The organism is Streptomyces sp. LARHCF249 (assembly GCF_052871255.1).
On record NZ_JBIXJQ010000003.1, the window covers coordinates 516766 to 533208 of the forward strand.

The window sequence follows — 16443 nt, forward strand, 5'->3', positions numbered from 1 at the left end:
AGCCTAGCGGCACGCGCCGACACCCCCGCCCCGCCCGCCGGAGCCTGTGGACAACCTCCTGTCAAGTAACGAATAGCCGGGGCTGGGGCCCCGGTCCTCCCCCGGGCACGGTGGAAGTCGATCGTCCCGCACAAGAGCGGGACCGACCCGCCACCGGAACGGAGGGCCCGATGAACCGTCGCGCAGGGGTCTTCGTGACCCGTCGCCCGCGGCTCGTCCTGCTGGCCGCGCTCGCGTTCCTCGTGCTGTCCGTCGTGTTCGGAGCAGGGGCGACCGGCCGGCTGAAGACGCAGGGGTACGACGATCCGCACTCCGAGTCCAGCCGCGCCGCCCGCGTGGCGGCCGAGCACCTGGGGGCGACCCCCAACCTGGTCCTCGTCGCACAGTCCCGCGGCGGGTACGTCGACGACCCGGCGGCCCGGAGCGAGGGCGAGGCCCTGACCCGGCGCCTCGCCGCCGAGCCGCACGTGAGCGCCGTGACCTCGTACTGGACCGGCGGCGCGGCGGAACTGCGCAGCCGGGACGGCCAGGCGGCCATGCTGGTCGCGCACGTGGACGGCGAGGGGGACCGGCTCGGAGCGCGGGTCGAGCGGCTGCGCGACGAGCTGACCACCCCGGCCGCCGGCCAGAAGGCCGAGACGGCCCAGGCGGCCCTCACGGTGCGGGTCGGCGGCACGGCGCTCGTCGACGCCGAACTCCAGGACATCGCGGAGTCCGACCTGAAGCGGGCCGAGTCCGTCGTCCTGCCCGGAACGCTGATCCTGCTGGTCCTGGTGTTCGGCAGTGTGGTGGCCGCTGCGCTGCCCCTGCTGATCGGGGTCCTGTCCATCGCCGGGACGCTGCTGGTCCTGAGCGTTCTGGGCGCCGTCACCGACGTGTCCGTCTTCGCGCTGAACCTCACCACCGCACTCGGCCTGGGGCTGGGCATCGACTACGGACTGCTGATCGTCTCGCGGTTCCGTGAGGAGCTCTCCGCCGGATACCATCCGCGCACCGCGGCCATCCGGACCGTGCGCACCGCGGGCCACACGATCGGTTTCAGTGCCGCGACGGTCTCCGCCGCGCTCGCGACGCTGCTGGTCTTCCCGCCGTACTTCCTTCGCTCCTTCGCTTATGCGGGCATCGCCGTGGTGGCTATCGCGGCGGTGAGCGCCGTGACCGTACTGCCGGCCCTGCTCGCGCTGCTCGGCCCGCGGGTCAACGCCTGGTCCGTGCCGTGGCGCCGGCGGGCCCAAGGCGGCTCGCGGTCCCGCTTCTGGGAGGGGCTGGCGCGGATCGTCGTTCGCCGCCCGCTGCTCGCGGCGCTGCCCGTGGTCGGCCTGCTGGTGGTGCTCGCCGGGCCGTTCGCGCACGCCGGTTTCGCCACCCCCGACGACCGGGCGCTGCCGGTCAGCGCGTCCAGCCGGCAGACCGGGGACCTGGTGCGCAGCGCGTTCGACATGAAGGGCTCCAGCGCCCTCACGGTCCTCATGACGGGCAAGTCGTCCCCCGCGGAGCGGCAGGAGTACGCCCGGCGGCTGTCGGCGCTCCCGCAGGTCGCCCAGGTCGCCCAGGTCTCCGGCGTCGTGGAGCCGGCCGGCGGCGGCCCGGCCCGGCTCTCCGTGGTACCGCTGGTCGACCCCCAGTCGCGCGCTGCCCAGCAGCTCGTCCACGACATCCGCAGGGCCCCCGGCCCGGCCGGCACCGACGTGCTGGTCGGCGGGCCGAGCGCGGTTCTGGTCGACGCGAAGGCCACGGTGCGCGACCGGCTTCCGCTGGCGCTGTCCGTGATCACGGCGACCACGTTCCTGCTGCTGTTCGGCTTCACGCGCAGTCTGCTGCTGCCGCTGAAGGCCATCGCGCTGAACGCCCTGAGCCTCGCGGCCGTCCTCGGTGCGATGGTGTGGATCTTCCAGTCCGGCCATCTGCAGCAGCTGATCGGCTTCACGCCCGGACCGCTCAGCACGACCATGCCGGTGCTGCTGTTCTGCATCGTGTTCGGACTCTCGGTGGACTACGAGGTGTTCGTCCTCGCCCGCATCAAGGAGGCGCACGAGGCCGGGCAGGACAACGCCGGCTCGATCGTCTCGGGCATCGCCCACACGGGCGGCATCGTGACGACCGCCGGGGCGCTGCTCGCGTTCACCCTGCTGAGCTTCGGCACCTCCCAGGTCTCCCTCCTGCAGTTCTTCGGGATCGGCGCGGGCCTCGGCGTGCTGCTCGACGCCACGCTCGTACGGGGCGTCCTCGTACCGGCGCTCATGCGGCTGGCGGGCGACCTGAACTGGTGGGCGCCGCGACTGCTGCGGCGCAAGGAACCGCCCCCGACGCCGCGGCCGCCTCCCGGTACCTCCGGGCGGTGCCCTCCGGCGCCGCGACGCAGGGCCCCGGTCCGCACCGGCCTCTGCGCCCACGCCCCCGCGCGCCGCTGACCACGAGGGCGCGCACCCCGCTCACCCCGCACACCCCGCACACCCCGCACACCCCGCACACCCACACCCGTACACGCACCCACCCGACAAGGAATACCCGTCATGTCTGACATCGCCATCACCGGACTCGGCTGCCGCTTCCCCGGAGCCCCCGACACCCACGCCTACTGGGAGCTCCTGAAGAGCGGGGAGCGGCAGTTCTCCACCGTCCCCCGGGAGCGCTGGAACCACGAGACCTTCCACGAGCCCGGCAACCGGTCGGCCCCCAATGCCGCGTACACCGACCAGGTCGCCTTCCTGGACGACGTGGACCGCTTCGACGCCGTGCACTACGGGATACCGCCCGCTCGCGCCCGGGCCATGGACCCGCAGCACCGGCTGATGCTCGACGTCGCCCGCGAGGCGCTCGACGACGCGGGGATGGGCCGCGGCGACTTCGACCGGGAGAACACCGGGGTGTTCCTCGGACTGTCGGTGTCCGACTACAAGGACCTTGTATCGACGCCGATCCGGGCCATCACCCTGGCCGAGGAGTCCCTTGCCGCAGACGACCCGGACGGCCTCGATGCCGTCAAGGCGCAGGTGGCGCGGCTCGGCACGATCCAGAGCTTCAGCCTGCCCGGGAGCCTGCTCAACATGGCGGCCGGCACCATCAGCCGGCAGTTCGACCTCGGCGGGCCCAGCTTCGCCGTGGACGCCGCCTGCTCCGGCTCGCTGGTCGCCCTCGACCAGGCGATGGCCCAGCTGCGCCAGGGCAGCTGCCGGATCGCCGTCGTCGGCGGCGTGTACCTCAACCTCACCCCCGACAGCCTGGTCGGCTTCTCCCGGCTCCGCGCCCTGTCCGCCACCGGGGTGTGCCGCCCCTTCGACGAGGGGGCCGACGGCTTCGTGCTCGGCGAGGGCTGCGGCGCCGTCGTCATACGGCCGCTGGCGGACGCGCTCGCCGACGGCGACCGGGTCTACGCGGTGATCAAGGGCATCGGCTCGGCCAACGACGGCGCGTCCCCCGGACCGCTGGTCCCCACGCCCGAGGGCCAGCTGCGCGCCATGCTCCGGGCCTACGACGACGCGGGCGTCGCCCCCTCGTCCGTGGGCTTCATCGAGGCGCACGGCACCGGGACGGCGGTCGGCGACCGTGCCGAGGTCGAGGCGCTGCGCCGGCTGCGCACCGAGTTCCCCGACGACGACCCCGCCCTGTGCTACCTCGCCTCCGGCAAGGCCCTGATCGGGCACTCCCTGTCCGCGGCGGGCATCGCGGGACTGATCAAGACGGCCCTGGTCGTCCATCACGGCACGATCGTGCCGCAGCCGCAGACCACCCCCAACCCGGACCTGGGCATCTCCGCCGCGGGCCTGCGCATCGCGGACAGCGCGCGGCCCTGGCCGGCCGCGGCGGGCCCGCGGCGTGCCGCCGTCAGCTCGTTCGGATTCGGCGGTACGAACGTCCACGTGGTGCTGGAGGAGCAGCCCGGCCCGGCCCTGCGCCGCCTTCCGGTACGCCCCGAAGCCCCCGGGCCGCACCTCGTCCTGCTCTCGGCGGGCAACCGCGCGCTGCTCGACCGGCACATCGGCGAGGTGCTCGACGCCCTGGACCGCACACCCGGCGTGCCGCTCGCGGCGGTGGCGCACACCCTGGGCGCGCGCCGGCCGCTGTCGGCCCGGCTCGCGATCGTGGCCTCCGACACGGAGGAGTTCATCCAGCGGCTGCGCCGCGCACGTCAGCAGCTCGCCGACGGGGCCGGGGGCGACCTGGGCGACGGCACCGGGGGCGACCTCGGCGACGGCGCCTTCGCCGCCGACGCCCCCCTGCCGGCCGAGCAGCGCCGGATCGCCTTCCTCTTCCCCGGTCAGGGCAGTCAGCGGCCGGGCATGATGCGGGACCTCTACGAGCGGTTCACCGGCTTCCGGGCGGCCGTGGACACACTCGGCGCCGTGGCCCGGACGGACGGCGGCTTCGACCCCACCGACCTGTTGTACGGCGGGGCGGCGGCCGGCCGCGGCGGCGCCGAGGAGCTCAGGCAGCGGCTCGCCGCCACCGATGTGTGCCAGCCACTGCTCGGTACCGTCCAGATCGCGGCCACCCGCCTGCTCGCCGACTGCGGTGTCACTCCCGACCTCGCCCTCGGCCACAGCCTCGGGGAGTTCGCGGCGGCCGCTGCGGCCGGAGCGCTCAGCGACGAGGACACCGTCCGGCTCCTGGTCCGCCGGGGGGCGGCCCTGCGGCAGGCCGGGACGGGCCTCGCGGGCGGGGGGATGCTCGCCGTGCAGAGCGACAAGGAGACCTGCAGCCGGCTCATCAGCGGCATCGACGACGTCTGGCTCGCCTGCTTCAACCAGGAGCGGCAGGTCGTGGTCAGCGGCACGGCGCACGGGATCGCCGCGATGCGGCAGGCCTGCGCCGACGAGGGGATCGTCACCGCGGCGCTCGACGTGTCCCATCCCTTCCACTCGCCGCTGCTGGCCGGGGGCGACGAGGCGATGCGCGAGAGCCTGGCCGGCCACCCGATCAGCAGTCCCGTCCTGCCGTTCGTCTCGTCGGTGGACGCGGCGGTCTGCACCGACCCCGAGGGGCTGCGCGAGCTGTGGGCCCGGCACGCGTCCGCGCCGGTCCGGTTCAGCGATGCCGTGCGCACCGCCTACGAGCAGGGGGCCCGCGTGTTCGTCCAGGTGACCGGTGGCAGCTCGCTCCTCACCTCGGTCCGCCGCGAGCTCACCGGCCGCGGCGACGTCCACGTCGTCCCCGCCACCGGGGTGGCGCCGGACGACGGGCGCGACCTCGTACTGGCCCTCGCCCGGCTCGCGGTCCTGGGCGCCCCGGTCGACCCGCGCGCCCTGGTTCCCCAGGAAGACCGCCGCCTGCTGGACCTGCCGGTGGCGAAGCTCGACAGCCAGTCGTACTGGGTGTCCGACCGGCGCCGCGCGTCCGTGGCGCCCCAGCCCGTACTGACCGAGGAGACCCCGATGGACCACACGAGGAACGACGCGGTGAACCACCCGGTGAGCGCACTGCTCGAGCTGGCTCAGCAGCAGGTGTCGCTGCTGACCCGCCTCGCCGAGGCGCTCCCCGGCCCCGCGGCCGCCCCTGCGCCCGCTCCCGCCCCGGCCGCCGCTGCACCCACCACCCCGGCCGAGCCGCCCGCTGCTGCCACCACCCCGGCCGAGGCGCCCGCTGCTCCGGCGCCGGCCGCCGAGGAGCCGTCGCCGGCCGGGGGCGTCGACGAGGTCACCGAGGCCGTGCTCGCGCAGGTGGCCCGGATCAGCGCGTTCCCGGTGGGTCATCTGCGCGAGGACCAGCTGCTGATCGACGAGCTCGGTTTCGACTCGCTGATGCTGACGGACCTGTTCACCTCCCTCAAGCGGCAGTGGCCGGCATGGGCGTTCGACGAAACGGCTGCCGACCGGCCGACCGCCGGCAGGATCGCCGCGATGATCGCGGGCAGCTCAGCGGACGGCGTACCGGCGGCCGTCCCCGCGCAGCGCGCGGTACGCGGCGACGAAGCCCCGGACGCGTCCGAGCCGGCCGCCCCCGCACCCGCACCTGTCCCCGCATCCATTCCCGCCCCCGCTCCGCTTCCCGAGGAGCACACGCGGATCGAGTGCTTCCCGGAGGTCACCGCCCACGGCGAGCGGATCGCCTCCCTTTCCACGCTGGGGTTGGGGAACCCGTACTTCATGGTCCACGAGAGCGGCATGACGGACACGACCCGCGTCGACGGCCGGGAGCTCCTCTCCTTCTCCGGCTACAACTACCTGGGCATGGCGACGCACCCCCGGGTGAACGAGGCGGCCAAGGAGGCGATCGAGCGCTACGGGACGTCGGTGTCCGCCAGCCGGCTGCTGTCCGGCAGCCGTCCGCTCCACCTGGAACTCGACGCGGAACTCGCCGGCCTGCTCGGATGCGAAGCCGCGATCACCCTGGCCAACGGGCACGCCACCAACGTGACCGTGATCGGGCACCTCGTCGGGCCCGGGGACCTGGTCGTCCACGACTCCCTCGCCCACGACAGCATCCTCCAGGGATGCAAGCTCTCGGGCGCGACCCGGCGGCCGTTCCCCCACAACGACGCGGCCGCCCTCGACGCCATCCTCGCGCAGGTCCGCCACCAGTACCGGCGGGTCCTCGTCGTCATCGAGGGCGTCTACAGCATGGACGGCGACATCGCCGACCTGCCCGCCCTCGTCGAGGTCAAGCACCGGCACGGCGCGCTGCTGATGGTCGACGAGGCGCACAGCATCGGAACGATCGGTGCGACGGGCCGCGGCATCGGCGAGTACTTCGGCGTCGACCGCACCGCGGTGGATCTGTGGTCGGGCACGCTGTCCAAGGCCCTCGCGAGCTGCGGTGGCTACGTGGCCGGCAACCGCTCGGTCGTCGAGTACCTGCGCTACACCGTGCCGGGCTTCGTCTTCAGCGCCGGCATGACCCCGGCCGACACCGCCGCCTCCCTGGCGTCCGTGCGCGTGCTGCGTGCCGAGCCGGAGCGGGTGGCCCGTCTCGCGGAGAACGCCGCGTTGTTCGTCCGCCTCGCGCGCGCAGCGGGCATCGACACCGGGGACAGCCACGACACCGCGATCGTCCCGTGCATCGTCGGGGACTCGCTGAAGACCCTGCGCCTCGCCGAGGCCCTGTTCGAGCAGGGCGTCAGCGTCAATCCGATCCTCTACCCGGCCGTGCCCGAGGAGATGGCGCGGCTGCGCTTCTTCATCACCTGCGACCACACGCCCGACCAGATCCGGTACGCCGTGACCGCGCTGGAGCGCGAGCTGCGGCGCCTGGACCCGGTCCCCGTTGCCGCGTGACCCGCATGACGTCCGCCGCCGTGCACACCGCGCACCCCGCCTTCCAGCCGATCGCGCCGGGACACGTCCACCGGTGGGGCGGAGCCCGCCTCGTCGTGGCCCGGCGCGCCGGCCTCCACCGGGCACCGGTCCTCTCACCGGCCGAGCAGGGCGTGCTCCACGCGCTGCCGGGCCGGCGGCAGGCCGAGTGGGCGGCCGGCCGGCTGCTCGCCAAGCGCCTGGTCTGCGAACTCGTCGCCGCTCCGGCACACGACGTGGAGATCCTCCCGCGCGACGACGGCAGCCCCTGCGTCGTCGTGGGCGGCAGCCCGATGCCCGCCCTGCACGTCTCGATCAGCCACACCGCCGGCCACGTCGCCGCGGCCCTGGCACCGGAACCGGTGGGGGTGGACCTGTGCGAGACCGCCTCGGCCGAGGCGGTCCGCCGTGTCGCGGACCACGTCCTGTCGCCCGGGGAGCTCTCCCTCGTCGGCACGGACCGGCCCGATGCCCTGGCCGGCGCCTGGGCGCTGAAGGAAGCCGCGGTCAAGGCCGACCGCGGCAGCGTCTTCGGCGCCGCTCCGCGCAGCGTCGCGATCCTGGGCCTGCGGCCACCCGTACTCGGCGGACGGCGCCGCGCGATGGTGTGGCAGGCGGGCGAAGCGGTCCTCGCGCTCGTCCTCGCGCACCGGGCCGGGCCGGCCTGACCGCACTGCGTTGGTGCTCCTTGCCCGGCCGGATCATGCTTGTCAGTGGAGCCCCCTGGCCGTGCAGGTTGCCGTGAAGCCGCGGCATAGGAACTAGCGAGGGTGAGATGACCGACGCCTCCCATGAGCCCGCGTACACGGCCACGGCCACCCTCAGCGAGCAGGGCGTCGTGACCGAATGGAGCGAGGAGGCCCGTCGGCTGCTCGGCCACGAGCCCTCCGACGTACTGGGTCAGCCCGCTGCCCGCCTGCTCGCCGACGGTGTGAGCGATCCGGCGTGGCGGATCCCGCCCGGGCAGGAGCGGTGGAGCGGCACCGTGGCGCTGCGGCACCGTGACGGCCGGCGGCTGGAGCTGGGGCTGCTCGCGCACCGCTGGACGTCCACCGGCGGGGCGGCCAAGTGGTTCGTGGTGTCCGCCGTGCCGGGCGAGCCCCGTACGACCTGGGGCGAACCGCTGGAGGAGTGGGCGTTCAGCCAGTCCCCCTGCTTCCTGGCGGTCTTCGACGCGGACCTGCGGCTGGTGCGGGCGAATGCCGGAATGGAGCGCACGCTGTCCCTCACGGAGGCCGAGATGCGCGGGCTGCGCCTGCCGGAGATCGCGCCGGATCCCGTGAGCGACGAGACCGAGCGCAGGATGCGCCTGGTTCTGGAGACCGGTGAGGCGGAGCACGTACAGGCCTTCGTGCGTCCCACGGGTGCGAGTACGGAGCACGGCTGGGCGACCTCGCTGGCCCCGTTGCGTGACCCGGACGGCCGGGTGCACGGGGTGTGCCTGGCGGCGCACGACAGGACCGGGATCGAGGGTGACCGCCGGCTGATGCTCCTCCCGGACGATGCGGGCGCCCGTATCGGCACCACCATGGACGTCTCCCGCACCGCGCAGGAGCTGGCCGAGGCCGCCGTCCCCCGGTTCGCCGACTTCGCGGTCGTCGACCTGCTGGAGCCTCCCCCGCGCGGCGAGGAGCCGTCCACCGGCCCGGTGGCGGGTCCGGTCACCGTGGCCCGTGCGGCAGCCCGGTCGGTGCTCGGAGGAAGCCCGGATCCCCAGGTCGCGGTCGGCGGGACGACGGTCTACCCGCCGTTGTCACCTCCCGTCGAGTGTCTGGCCGCCGGCCGCGGCGCCGTGTACGCGACGGGCGACCCGGCCGTCACCCGCTGGGTGGCCGAGGATCCCGGGGCCGCGTGGATCGGCGAGTACGGGACCCACTCGATGATGGTGGTGCCGTTGCGGGCCGGCGGCGCCGCGCTCGGCCTGGCCGTCTTCGGCCGTCACCAGCGCCGGGAGCCCTTCCAGCCGGAGGACCTGTGGCTGGCCCAGGAGCTCGCGACCAGAGCGGCCGTCAGCATCCAGAAGGCGCGCCGGTACACCCGGGAGCACACCAGCACCATGACGCTGCAGCGCAGCCTGCTCCCCCGCAACCTCCCCGCCCACGCGGCCCTGGAGACCGCCTCCCGCTACCTGCCCGCCGGTACCGACGCGGGGGTGGGCGGCGACTGGTTCGACGTGATCCCGCTGTCGGGCGCGCGGGTGGCCCTGGTCGTGGGCGATGTCGTCGGCCACGGCATCCGCGCCGCCGCGACCATGGGCCGGCTGCGCACCGCGGTACGCACGCTGGCCGATGTCGACCTGCCGCCCGACGAGCTGCTCACCCACCTCGACGACCTCATCATCCATCTGGCGGCCGACGAGGCCGACCGGGACGCGGCCGGGGAGGCCGCCGGCGGCATCGGCACGACGTGCCTGTACGTGGTCTACGACCCCGTCATCCGGCGCTGCACGGTCGCCCGGGCCGGCCACCCACCGCCCGTGGTGATCTCCCCGGAGGGCTCCGTGTACCTCCTCGACGTCCCGCCCGGCCCGCCGCTGGGCCTGGGGGGCCTGCCCTTCGAGACCATCGAGGTCGAGCTCGCCGAGGGCAGCGTCATCGCCCTGTACACCGACGGTCTGCTGCAAGCCCGCGACCACGACATCGACGAGGCCCTGGACGACATGTTCGCGGCGCTCTCCCGTCCGGCCGCCACGCTGGACACGGTCTGCGACCGCGTGCTGACGGCCATGCTGACCCATCCTCCCGACGACGACGTCGCCCTGCTCGTCGCCCGGACCCGGGCCCTGCATGCCGACAAGGTCGTCGTCTGGGACCTGCCCTCCGACCCCTCCGTGGTCGCCAGCGCCCGCCGGTACACCACCGACCAGCTGACGGCCTGGGGACTGGACGAGGCCGCCTTCGTATCCGAGCTCGTGGTCAGCGAACTGGTCACCAATGCCATCCGCTACGGCCAGCCGCCCATCCAGCTGCGGCTGATCCACGAGAACAGCACGCTGATCTGCGAGGTCTCCGACTCGAGCAACACCGCCCCGCACCTGCGGCGTGCCCGGACCTTCGACGAGGGCGGGCGGGGCCTGCTGCTGGTCGCCCAGCTCGCCCAGCGCTGGGGCACCCGGCACGCTCCCATCGGCAAGACCATCTGGGCGGAGCAGTCCCTCGCCGGGTACTGAGACGGGCACGGAGGGGTGCGGGCGTCCCCTGTGACACGCCTGTGACAGTCGGCGGACAGCGTCATGAAGTCACGCGAGGAATCTCTTTAACAGGGACATACGGCGACATTAGCCAATAAGTCCCCTGCTTCCGAGGGCGTGAGCAGTGATGACCGAGCCGCTCCGTCGGAGGAAATCATGAGCCTCACCCTCGTCGCACCGCACACCGAAGCCCCCGCACCCGCGCTGGCCCCCCGCGAGCAGGAAGCACTCCGGCACATCGCCGCAGGGTGCACCTACCTGCAGGCGGCCCGCAACATGGGGCTCTCCAAGCACACGGTCGACGCCTACCTCCGCCGCATCCGCGCCAAGCTGGGCATCAACACCACGGCGGAAATGACCCGGCTGGCGATCTCCCTGGGACTCTGAGGGGACGCTGAGCGGACCGGTCCACAGGCTTCCGGCTAGAGGCTTCCGAACACCGGCCTGGCCCAGGCCGGAGGCTCCGGCGGGGGCGCGGGGATCCCCACGGTCCCGGGATGCGGGGCATCCACCGGGGACGACGGACCGGCCCCGCGGCCGACGCCGTTCCCGGTGGCGGCGCGCAGGGCCCCCACGAATTCCAGGCAGGAGCCGTAGCGGTCCTCGGGGACCTTCGCCAGAGCCTTCGCCAGCACCTCATCGGCAGCACCTGCAACATCCGGCCTCCTCTCCGTCAGGAGAGGGGGCCGGTCGTATTGGTGCGCCCACAGCAGCGCCGCGGCGTCGTCGCGCTCGAAGGGCGGCCCGCCGGCGAGGGATTCGTAGACGACGCAGGCAAGGCTGTACAGGTCGCACCTGCCGTCGACCGGCCGGCCGGAGATCTGTTCCGGCGCCATGTAGTCGAGCGTGCCGACGAACTCGCCCGTGGTGGTGAACCCGGTGAGCGAGAGCGACTTCTTCGTCAGGCCGAAATCCGTGAGGTAGACGTGCTCGGGGTGCTCGCTGTCGGTTCCCGCGGCGACCAGGATGTTGGCGGGCTTGACGTCCCGGTGCACCAGATCGTGCTCGTGGGCCGCGTCGAGCGCGGAGGCCACCTGGGCGGCGATGCGCAGGGCGGTCGCGACGGGCAGCGGGCCCTCCCGGTCCAGCATGACGCGCAGGTCCATGCCGGAGACGTACCGCATGGCGATGTACAGGACGCCTTCGGTCTCACCGGCTTCGAAGATGGGCACGATGTGCGGGTGGTCGATCGATGCGGCCACCCGCGATTCGTGGGTGAAGCGGCGCCGGAAGGTCTCGTCCCGGGCCCGCTCCGGGGCGATCAGCTTGAGCGCGACCGTACGGTCCAGGCGCAGGTCCTTGGCGCAGTAGACGACGGCCATGCCGCCGCGGCCGAGCATCCGCTCGACCCGGTAGCCCGCGATCTGCTTGCCGATCAGGGCGGAGGGCCGGCCCGCGTAACTGCTCAGGTTCGGTGCCGTCATGCCGACCCCGTCCTCGATCGTCCGTGACCAGCCGTACAGAGAAGTCTATCGAGTGATCCACACACGTGCCCGTCACCCGCCGCGAGGGCGGGTGACGGGCATCGGGAGCTCCTCGGGTCGGTGGGGGTCACCCCTCGCCGCCGTCGCCGCCGCGGCCGCCCTGGCCGCTGGTCTGGCAGCCGACGCCGACGCAGATGCCGCCGTCGCCGCCCCAGCCGCCGGCGCCGCCGTCGCCGCCGGCCGGCGCCGCCCCGCCGTTGCCGCCGTTGCCCCCGTTGACGCTGCCGTTGCACACTCCGGCGCAGACCCCGCCGTTGCCGCCGTTCTGACCGTTGCCCCCACCCGGGCGGCCGTTGGCACCGGTGCCGCCGTTGGCGCTGCCGTTGCACAGCCCGGCGCAGACCCCGCCGTTGCCGCCGTTGGTGCCGTTGACCGATCCGGTGCAGTTGCCCGCGCACACCTTGTCACCGACGCGAACGCTGCCGTTGCCCACCTTGACGCCGCCGAACGCCGAGCCCCCGCCGAACCGGCTCCCGCCTGGCCGGCTGTCGCCTTCGCCGTAGGCGAGGCCGTTCGGCTGGCCGGCCAGGGCCGTGGCCGCCTGGCTCGACGGTGCGGGCGCCGCCGTGGCGACGGGTGCCATCGCACCGGCGCCGAGCAGAGTCGTCGATATGACGAGACCGAGACGGAACTTCCACGAGCGTCGCATGCGCATGAGTTTCTCCCTTGCCAAGAAATTCGGATGAGTGGAACGGGCCGGCGGCTCGCCCGCCGGCCCGGGGCCTCAGAGGATGCTGCTTCCCATCAGGGCGAACCAGTCGCCGTCGACGTACTGCCGCTTCCAGGTGTCGAGCTGCTCCTGCGGGATGTCGTACTTCTTGGCGATCTTCTCCTTCGTCTCGTCCGTGTCGTCGGCCAGCAGGATCAGCACGATCCGCACCTTGTCCACCACCGTCAGCTCCGACTTCTTCTTGTCGGGCAGGTCGTCGTACCCGAGGAGGCAGCCCACTCGGCCGGGCTTGCCGGGTTCACCCGGCTGACCGGGCCGACCGCCCTTGCCGCCCTCGCCGCCCTTCCCGCCTTCGCCGCCTTCGCCGCCCGCCGTGCAGTGGGAGCCCGGGTCGGCCACGGCCGCCGTGCTGATGGCTGCCGGGGGGTGCTGCACCGACGCCTGCGCGGCGCAGGCCGTACCGGTCACCAGAGCGAACGAGGTCGCGGCCAGGATGAGCGGGCGCTGCCAGGAAATCGTGAACATGGGGTTCTCCGTTAGTGAGATCAAGAAGGGGGGGAGGGGGGTGGAGGCCCGAAGGCCTCCACCCGCAGGGCCTGGCGCGCCGGTCAGAACAGGGAGCCACCGCCCTTGCCGCCGTTGCCGCCGAGGCCGCCGATCAGGCCGCCGAAGCCGCCGTCGCCGGCGTTGCCGCCCTTGCCGCCCTGGAAGATGCTGAAGCCGCCGTCGCCGCCGTTGCCGCCCTTGCCGCCCTTGAGCCAGCCGTCGCCGCCACCGCCGCCGCCACCGCCTTCGCCGCCTTCGAAGATGCCGGCGCCGCCCTTGCCGCCGTCGCCGCCGCCGCCACCGATGCGGCCTTCGCCGCCGCCGCCGCCACCGCCGCCGCCACCGCCGACGAGGACCCCGTCGCCGCCTGCGCCGCCGTCGCCGCCTTCACCGCCGGTACCGAGGACGCTGCCGCCGCCGGAGCCGCCGGAACCACCGCCGCCTCCGATGAGGCCGCCGCCGCCCTTGCCGCCGTTGCCTCCGGCCCCACCGTCCTCCACGAGGGTGACGACGTGGCTGGGCATCGGCGCCGCGAATGCCGTGGAGGCCGGGAGGGCGATCCCTCCACCGATGACAGCAGCGGAAGCGATCAGCGTGGCGATACGAATCTTGCGGTTCATGTCTTTCTCCTACCTAGATGAATTGTGTGGTCCCGGTAATTCGGGGGCTGCGGTTTCCTCGTTTCGTTTCCGGTGAGGCCCGCACCACAAGTAAGCCCCGGGGGCCACACCCCGGTCATGTTCCGGAAAGTCGGGACTTGACACGCCCCTAAACGTCGGATAAAAGGCCCGCCCGCAGGGCTCGGCGGCGCCCTGACCGGGTGCGGAGCGCCCCCGGGACATTGGTCCTATAGCGCCTGGCAGCGCCCGGAAGCCACAGTGGTGACCACGGCGAGGGCAAGTGGCACAGGCCATGAGGGAGTGATCATGACTCGGATATCCATAGATCCCGGACGCTTCAGCCAGTTCGGCGAGGCCACCGGAAGCACTTTCTGCCTGGTCACGAACCCCGAATTGGTCGATCAGTTCGAGATCGTCGAATCCGCCGCGTACAAGAGCTACCTCACGGTCCCGATGGGCACGGGCGACCGTTTCGAGGACATCCTCGAAAAGCGGATACCGGAGCCCGCCCACATCCTGGTGGTCTCACCGCACAGGTTCTTCGCGTCCCCGGATCCCGATCTGGTGGGACAGCGGAAGATCATGGGCATGGCGTGCAACTCGACGCCGACCACCCTCGAGGAGATCCGGCACTTCCTCGGCGTCATGGAGCGGACCTCGTCGGCCGAGCAGGCGGCGTTCTGCGACACCTTCTTCGAGCTCGCCGAAGAGGCCGACCACCTGGTGTACAGCGACCCCGTGCACGGCACCCGCGCCGTACTCGACCATCTCCGCGACGGCCTGGTGTGGAACCAGCAGGCCGGTCCGCTGGAGTGGGGCGACCAGCAGATCGTGCCGTCCGGCGAGATCAGCGTGCTGCCGGTGGAGATCAGGGAGTTCGACGAGGCCCTGAAGCTGCCGCTGGAAGGCGAGATCACCCTGCGCGGGTACCCCATCCTGCACAACGGCACCCCGTCCTTCTCCCGGACCGACCAGGCCCGCATCCACTCCCGGCTCTGGGCGATGCGCGACCACGCCATCAAGGCCAAGGTCGAGGACGGCAGGATCACGCGCCTGGAGGCGCTGGACCCGGGAGCCGCGCCGGCCGTGGCGATGCTGGAGCAGATGTTCGCCGTGGACTCCCGCTACCGGATCGTGTGGGAGATCGGCCACGCGCTGAACACGTCCCTCGACATCCTGCCCGGCAACCACGCCATGAACGAGGTGTACGGCGGCACGGAAGGCTGTCTCCACTACGGCCTCGGGCTCACTCCGTACACCCAATACCACCTGGACATCATTTCGCCCGACACGCGCGTCCTCACGAGCAATGGACTGGCGCTGATCGGCCACCCGGACCACCCCACGGTGGAGAGGGTCGTCACCGCGGACTAGCGGCTTTCGACTTTCGGACCGTTCGGGGTGAATGCAAAGGAATCCATTCATACAGGAGGTGACTGTCATGAAGAAGATCAAGGTGCAGAAGAACCGCAACTACCTGGGCACGCTCCTGGGCTGAGTACCGACCCGTGGCGGGGCATGCGAATGCCCCGCCACGGGGTTCTCGCCGTCTGTCAGCAGGTCGTCTTTCAGTAGGTCGTCTTTCAGTAGGGAGCGCACCCGTGTCACCGCTGGATCTCACCACCCGTGACTTCGGTCAATTCGGCGAGCCGGTCGAGACGTTCTGTCTGATCACGAGTGAGGACGGCGGCGAGGCCCTCTCGCTGCTTCCCGGTGACGGGTATTCCCGCGTGGTCCACCTGAAACTGCCGCGCGGGACGCGCCTGGGCACCCTGATCGAGGAGGGCGTTCCGCCGGACGCGCACGTACTGGCCGTCTGCCCCGGCCGCTTCCTCGACTCGCCGACGCCCCAGGAGCTGGGCGCGCGCAAGCTGGCCGTGCTGCCCGCCGGCTCCACCCCGCTCACCGAGGAGTACGTCCGCTACTTCCTGCGCTCCGCGGCGAAGACCGACATCGCCGGGCAGGCGGCCACCGCCGAGGAGTTCTTCGATCTCGTCGGGGACAGCGACCGGCTGACGATCGTCGACGACGAGGCCGGCACCGAAGCCGGCTTCGACCACACCGCGGGCGACTGCGTGTGGAACATGCAGGCAGGTGTCCTGGAGCCGGGCGATCAGCAGATCTTCCCCTCCGGCAAGCTGAGCGTCACCGCCGCGGAGATCACCGCCTTCGCGCCGGAAGCCCGGCTGCTCGGTCTCCACGGAGACCTGACGCTGCGCGGCTGGCCGATCGTGCACCGGCACGCGGACCCCGCCGACGGTCCCGAGCAGCAGCGGCTCTTCGAAGCCCTCTCCCCCCTCGTCTCGCACGCCGTGACGCTCCACGTCACCGCCGGAAGCATCGAGGGTGTCACCCCGCAGACTTCGGGGGCCGCGCCGGCCGCCGCGGAGCTGGACAGGCTCCTCACCGAGGATCCGCGTTACCGCGTCATCTGGGAACTCGGCTTCGGGATCAACACCACCACAGAGGTCATCCCGGCGAACTGCGGGCCCAACGAGGTGTACGGCGCCACCGGCGGCGTGGTCAACCTCGGCCTGGGGATCACCCCGGCCACACGCTTCGCCCTGGCCTTCCTCTGCCCCCGCAGCTCGCTGCTGACATCGGACGGAACGGCCGTGCTCGGCGCCCGCAAAGCGGTGCGCCGCGGCCGGATGCAGCGCGTCTCCAGCGCGAGCTGCGGCTGTCACTGACCCCACAGGAGGGA

At 72.6% G+C, this 16443-nt stretch carries 11 protein-coding genes; 7 read left to right on the top strand and 4 right to left on the bottom strand.

Annotated elements, in window-relative coordinates; translation table 11 throughout:
- The first annotated feature begins 170 nt into the window (after positions 1-170).
- The 5 genes from ACIPUC_RS10760 to ACIPUC_RS10780 all read left to right on the top strand — a co-directional run bounded on the left by ACIPUC_RS10760 (position 171) and on the right by ACIPUC_RS10780 (position 10806).
- Positions 171-2411: an MMPL family transporter gene (locus ACIPUC_RS10760; RefSeq protein ID WP_446588512.1), complete on the top strand. Its 2241-nt coding sequence runs from the start codon at positions 171-173 to the stop codon at positions 2409-2411.
- A 102-nt stretch (positions 2412-2513) separates the two neighbouring features.
- Positions 2514-7211 carry a type I polyketide synthase gene (locus tag ACIPUC_RS10765; protein ID WP_446588514.1) on the top strand — a complete coding sequence of 1566 codons (4698 nt, stop codon included), beginning with the start codon at positions 2514-2516 and terminating at the stop codon, positions 7209-7211.
- Positions 7208-7897, top strand: a complete 690-nt coding sequence (locus ACIPUC_RS10770; RefSeq protein ID WP_446588516.1) for a 4'-phosphopantetheinyl transferase family protein — start codon at positions 7208-7210, stop codon at positions 7895-7897. The genes ACIPUC_RS10765 and ACIPUC_RS10770 overlap by 4 nt, the downstream gene beginning before the upstream one ends.
- A gap of 107 nt (positions 7898-8004) precedes the next feature.
- Complete coding sequence (locus ACIPUC_RS10775) at positions 8005-10398, top strand: SpoIIE family protein phosphatase (protein ID WP_446588518.1); 2394 nt, start codon at positions 8005-8007, stop codon at positions 10396-10398.
- Between the two features lie 177 nt (positions 10399-10575).
- On the top strand, positions 10576-10806 hold the full coding sequence (locus ACIPUC_RS10780) for a response regulator transcription factor (RefSeq protein ID WP_446588520.1): 231 nt from the start codon (positions 10576-10578) through the stop codon (positions 10804-10806).
- Positions 10807-10841: 35 nt separating this feature from the next.
- Here the strand turns inward: ACIPUC_RS10780 and ACIPUC_RS10785 are convergent, their stop codons facing one another.
- The 4 genes from ACIPUC_RS10785 to ACIPUC_RS10800 form a co-directional block, all read right to left on the bottom strand.
- Positions 10842-11843 (bottom strand): serine/threonine-protein kinase, encoded by a 1002-nt coding sequence (locus ACIPUC_RS10785; protein WP_446588522.1) that lies wholly within the window; start codon positions 11841-11843, stop codon positions 10842-10844.
- 127 nt (positions 11844-11970) lie between these two features.
- Positions 11971-12558 carry a hypothetical protein gene (locus ACIPUC_RS10790; protein WP_446588524.1) on the bottom strand — a complete coding sequence of 196 codons (588 nt, stop codon included), beginning with the start codon at positions 12556-12558 and terminating at the stop codon, positions 11971-11973.
- A 69-nt stretch (positions 12559-12627) separates the two neighbouring features.
- Complete coding sequence (locus tag ACIPUC_RS10795; RefSeq protein WP_446588526.1) at positions 12628-13098, bottom strand: hypothetical protein; 471 nt, start codon at positions 13096-13098, stop codon at positions 12628-12630.
- A gap of 83 nt (positions 13099-13181) precedes the next feature.
- A complete protein-coding gene (locus tag ACIPUC_RS10800) occupies positions 13182-13739 on the bottom strand; it encodes a hypothetical protein (protein WP_446588527.1) in 558 nt (185 codons plus the stop codon).
- 306 nt (positions 13740-14045) lie between these two features.
- On the opposite strand from ACIPUC_RS10800, the gene ACIPUC_RS10805 reads away from it, so the two are divergent.
- Positions 14046-15113 carry a hypothetical protein gene (locus ACIPUC_RS10805; protein WP_446588529.1) on the top strand — a complete coding sequence of 356 codons (1068 nt, stop codon included), beginning with the start codon at positions 14046-14048 and terminating at the stop codon, positions 15111-15113.
- A gap of 227 nt (positions 15114-15340) precedes the next feature.
- Complete coding sequence (locus ACIPUC_RS10810) at positions 15341-16429, top strand: hypothetical protein (protein WP_446588531.1); 1089 nt, start codon at positions 15341-15343, stop codon at positions 16427-16429.
- The last annotated feature ends 14 nt before the right edge of the window (positions 16430-16443 follow it).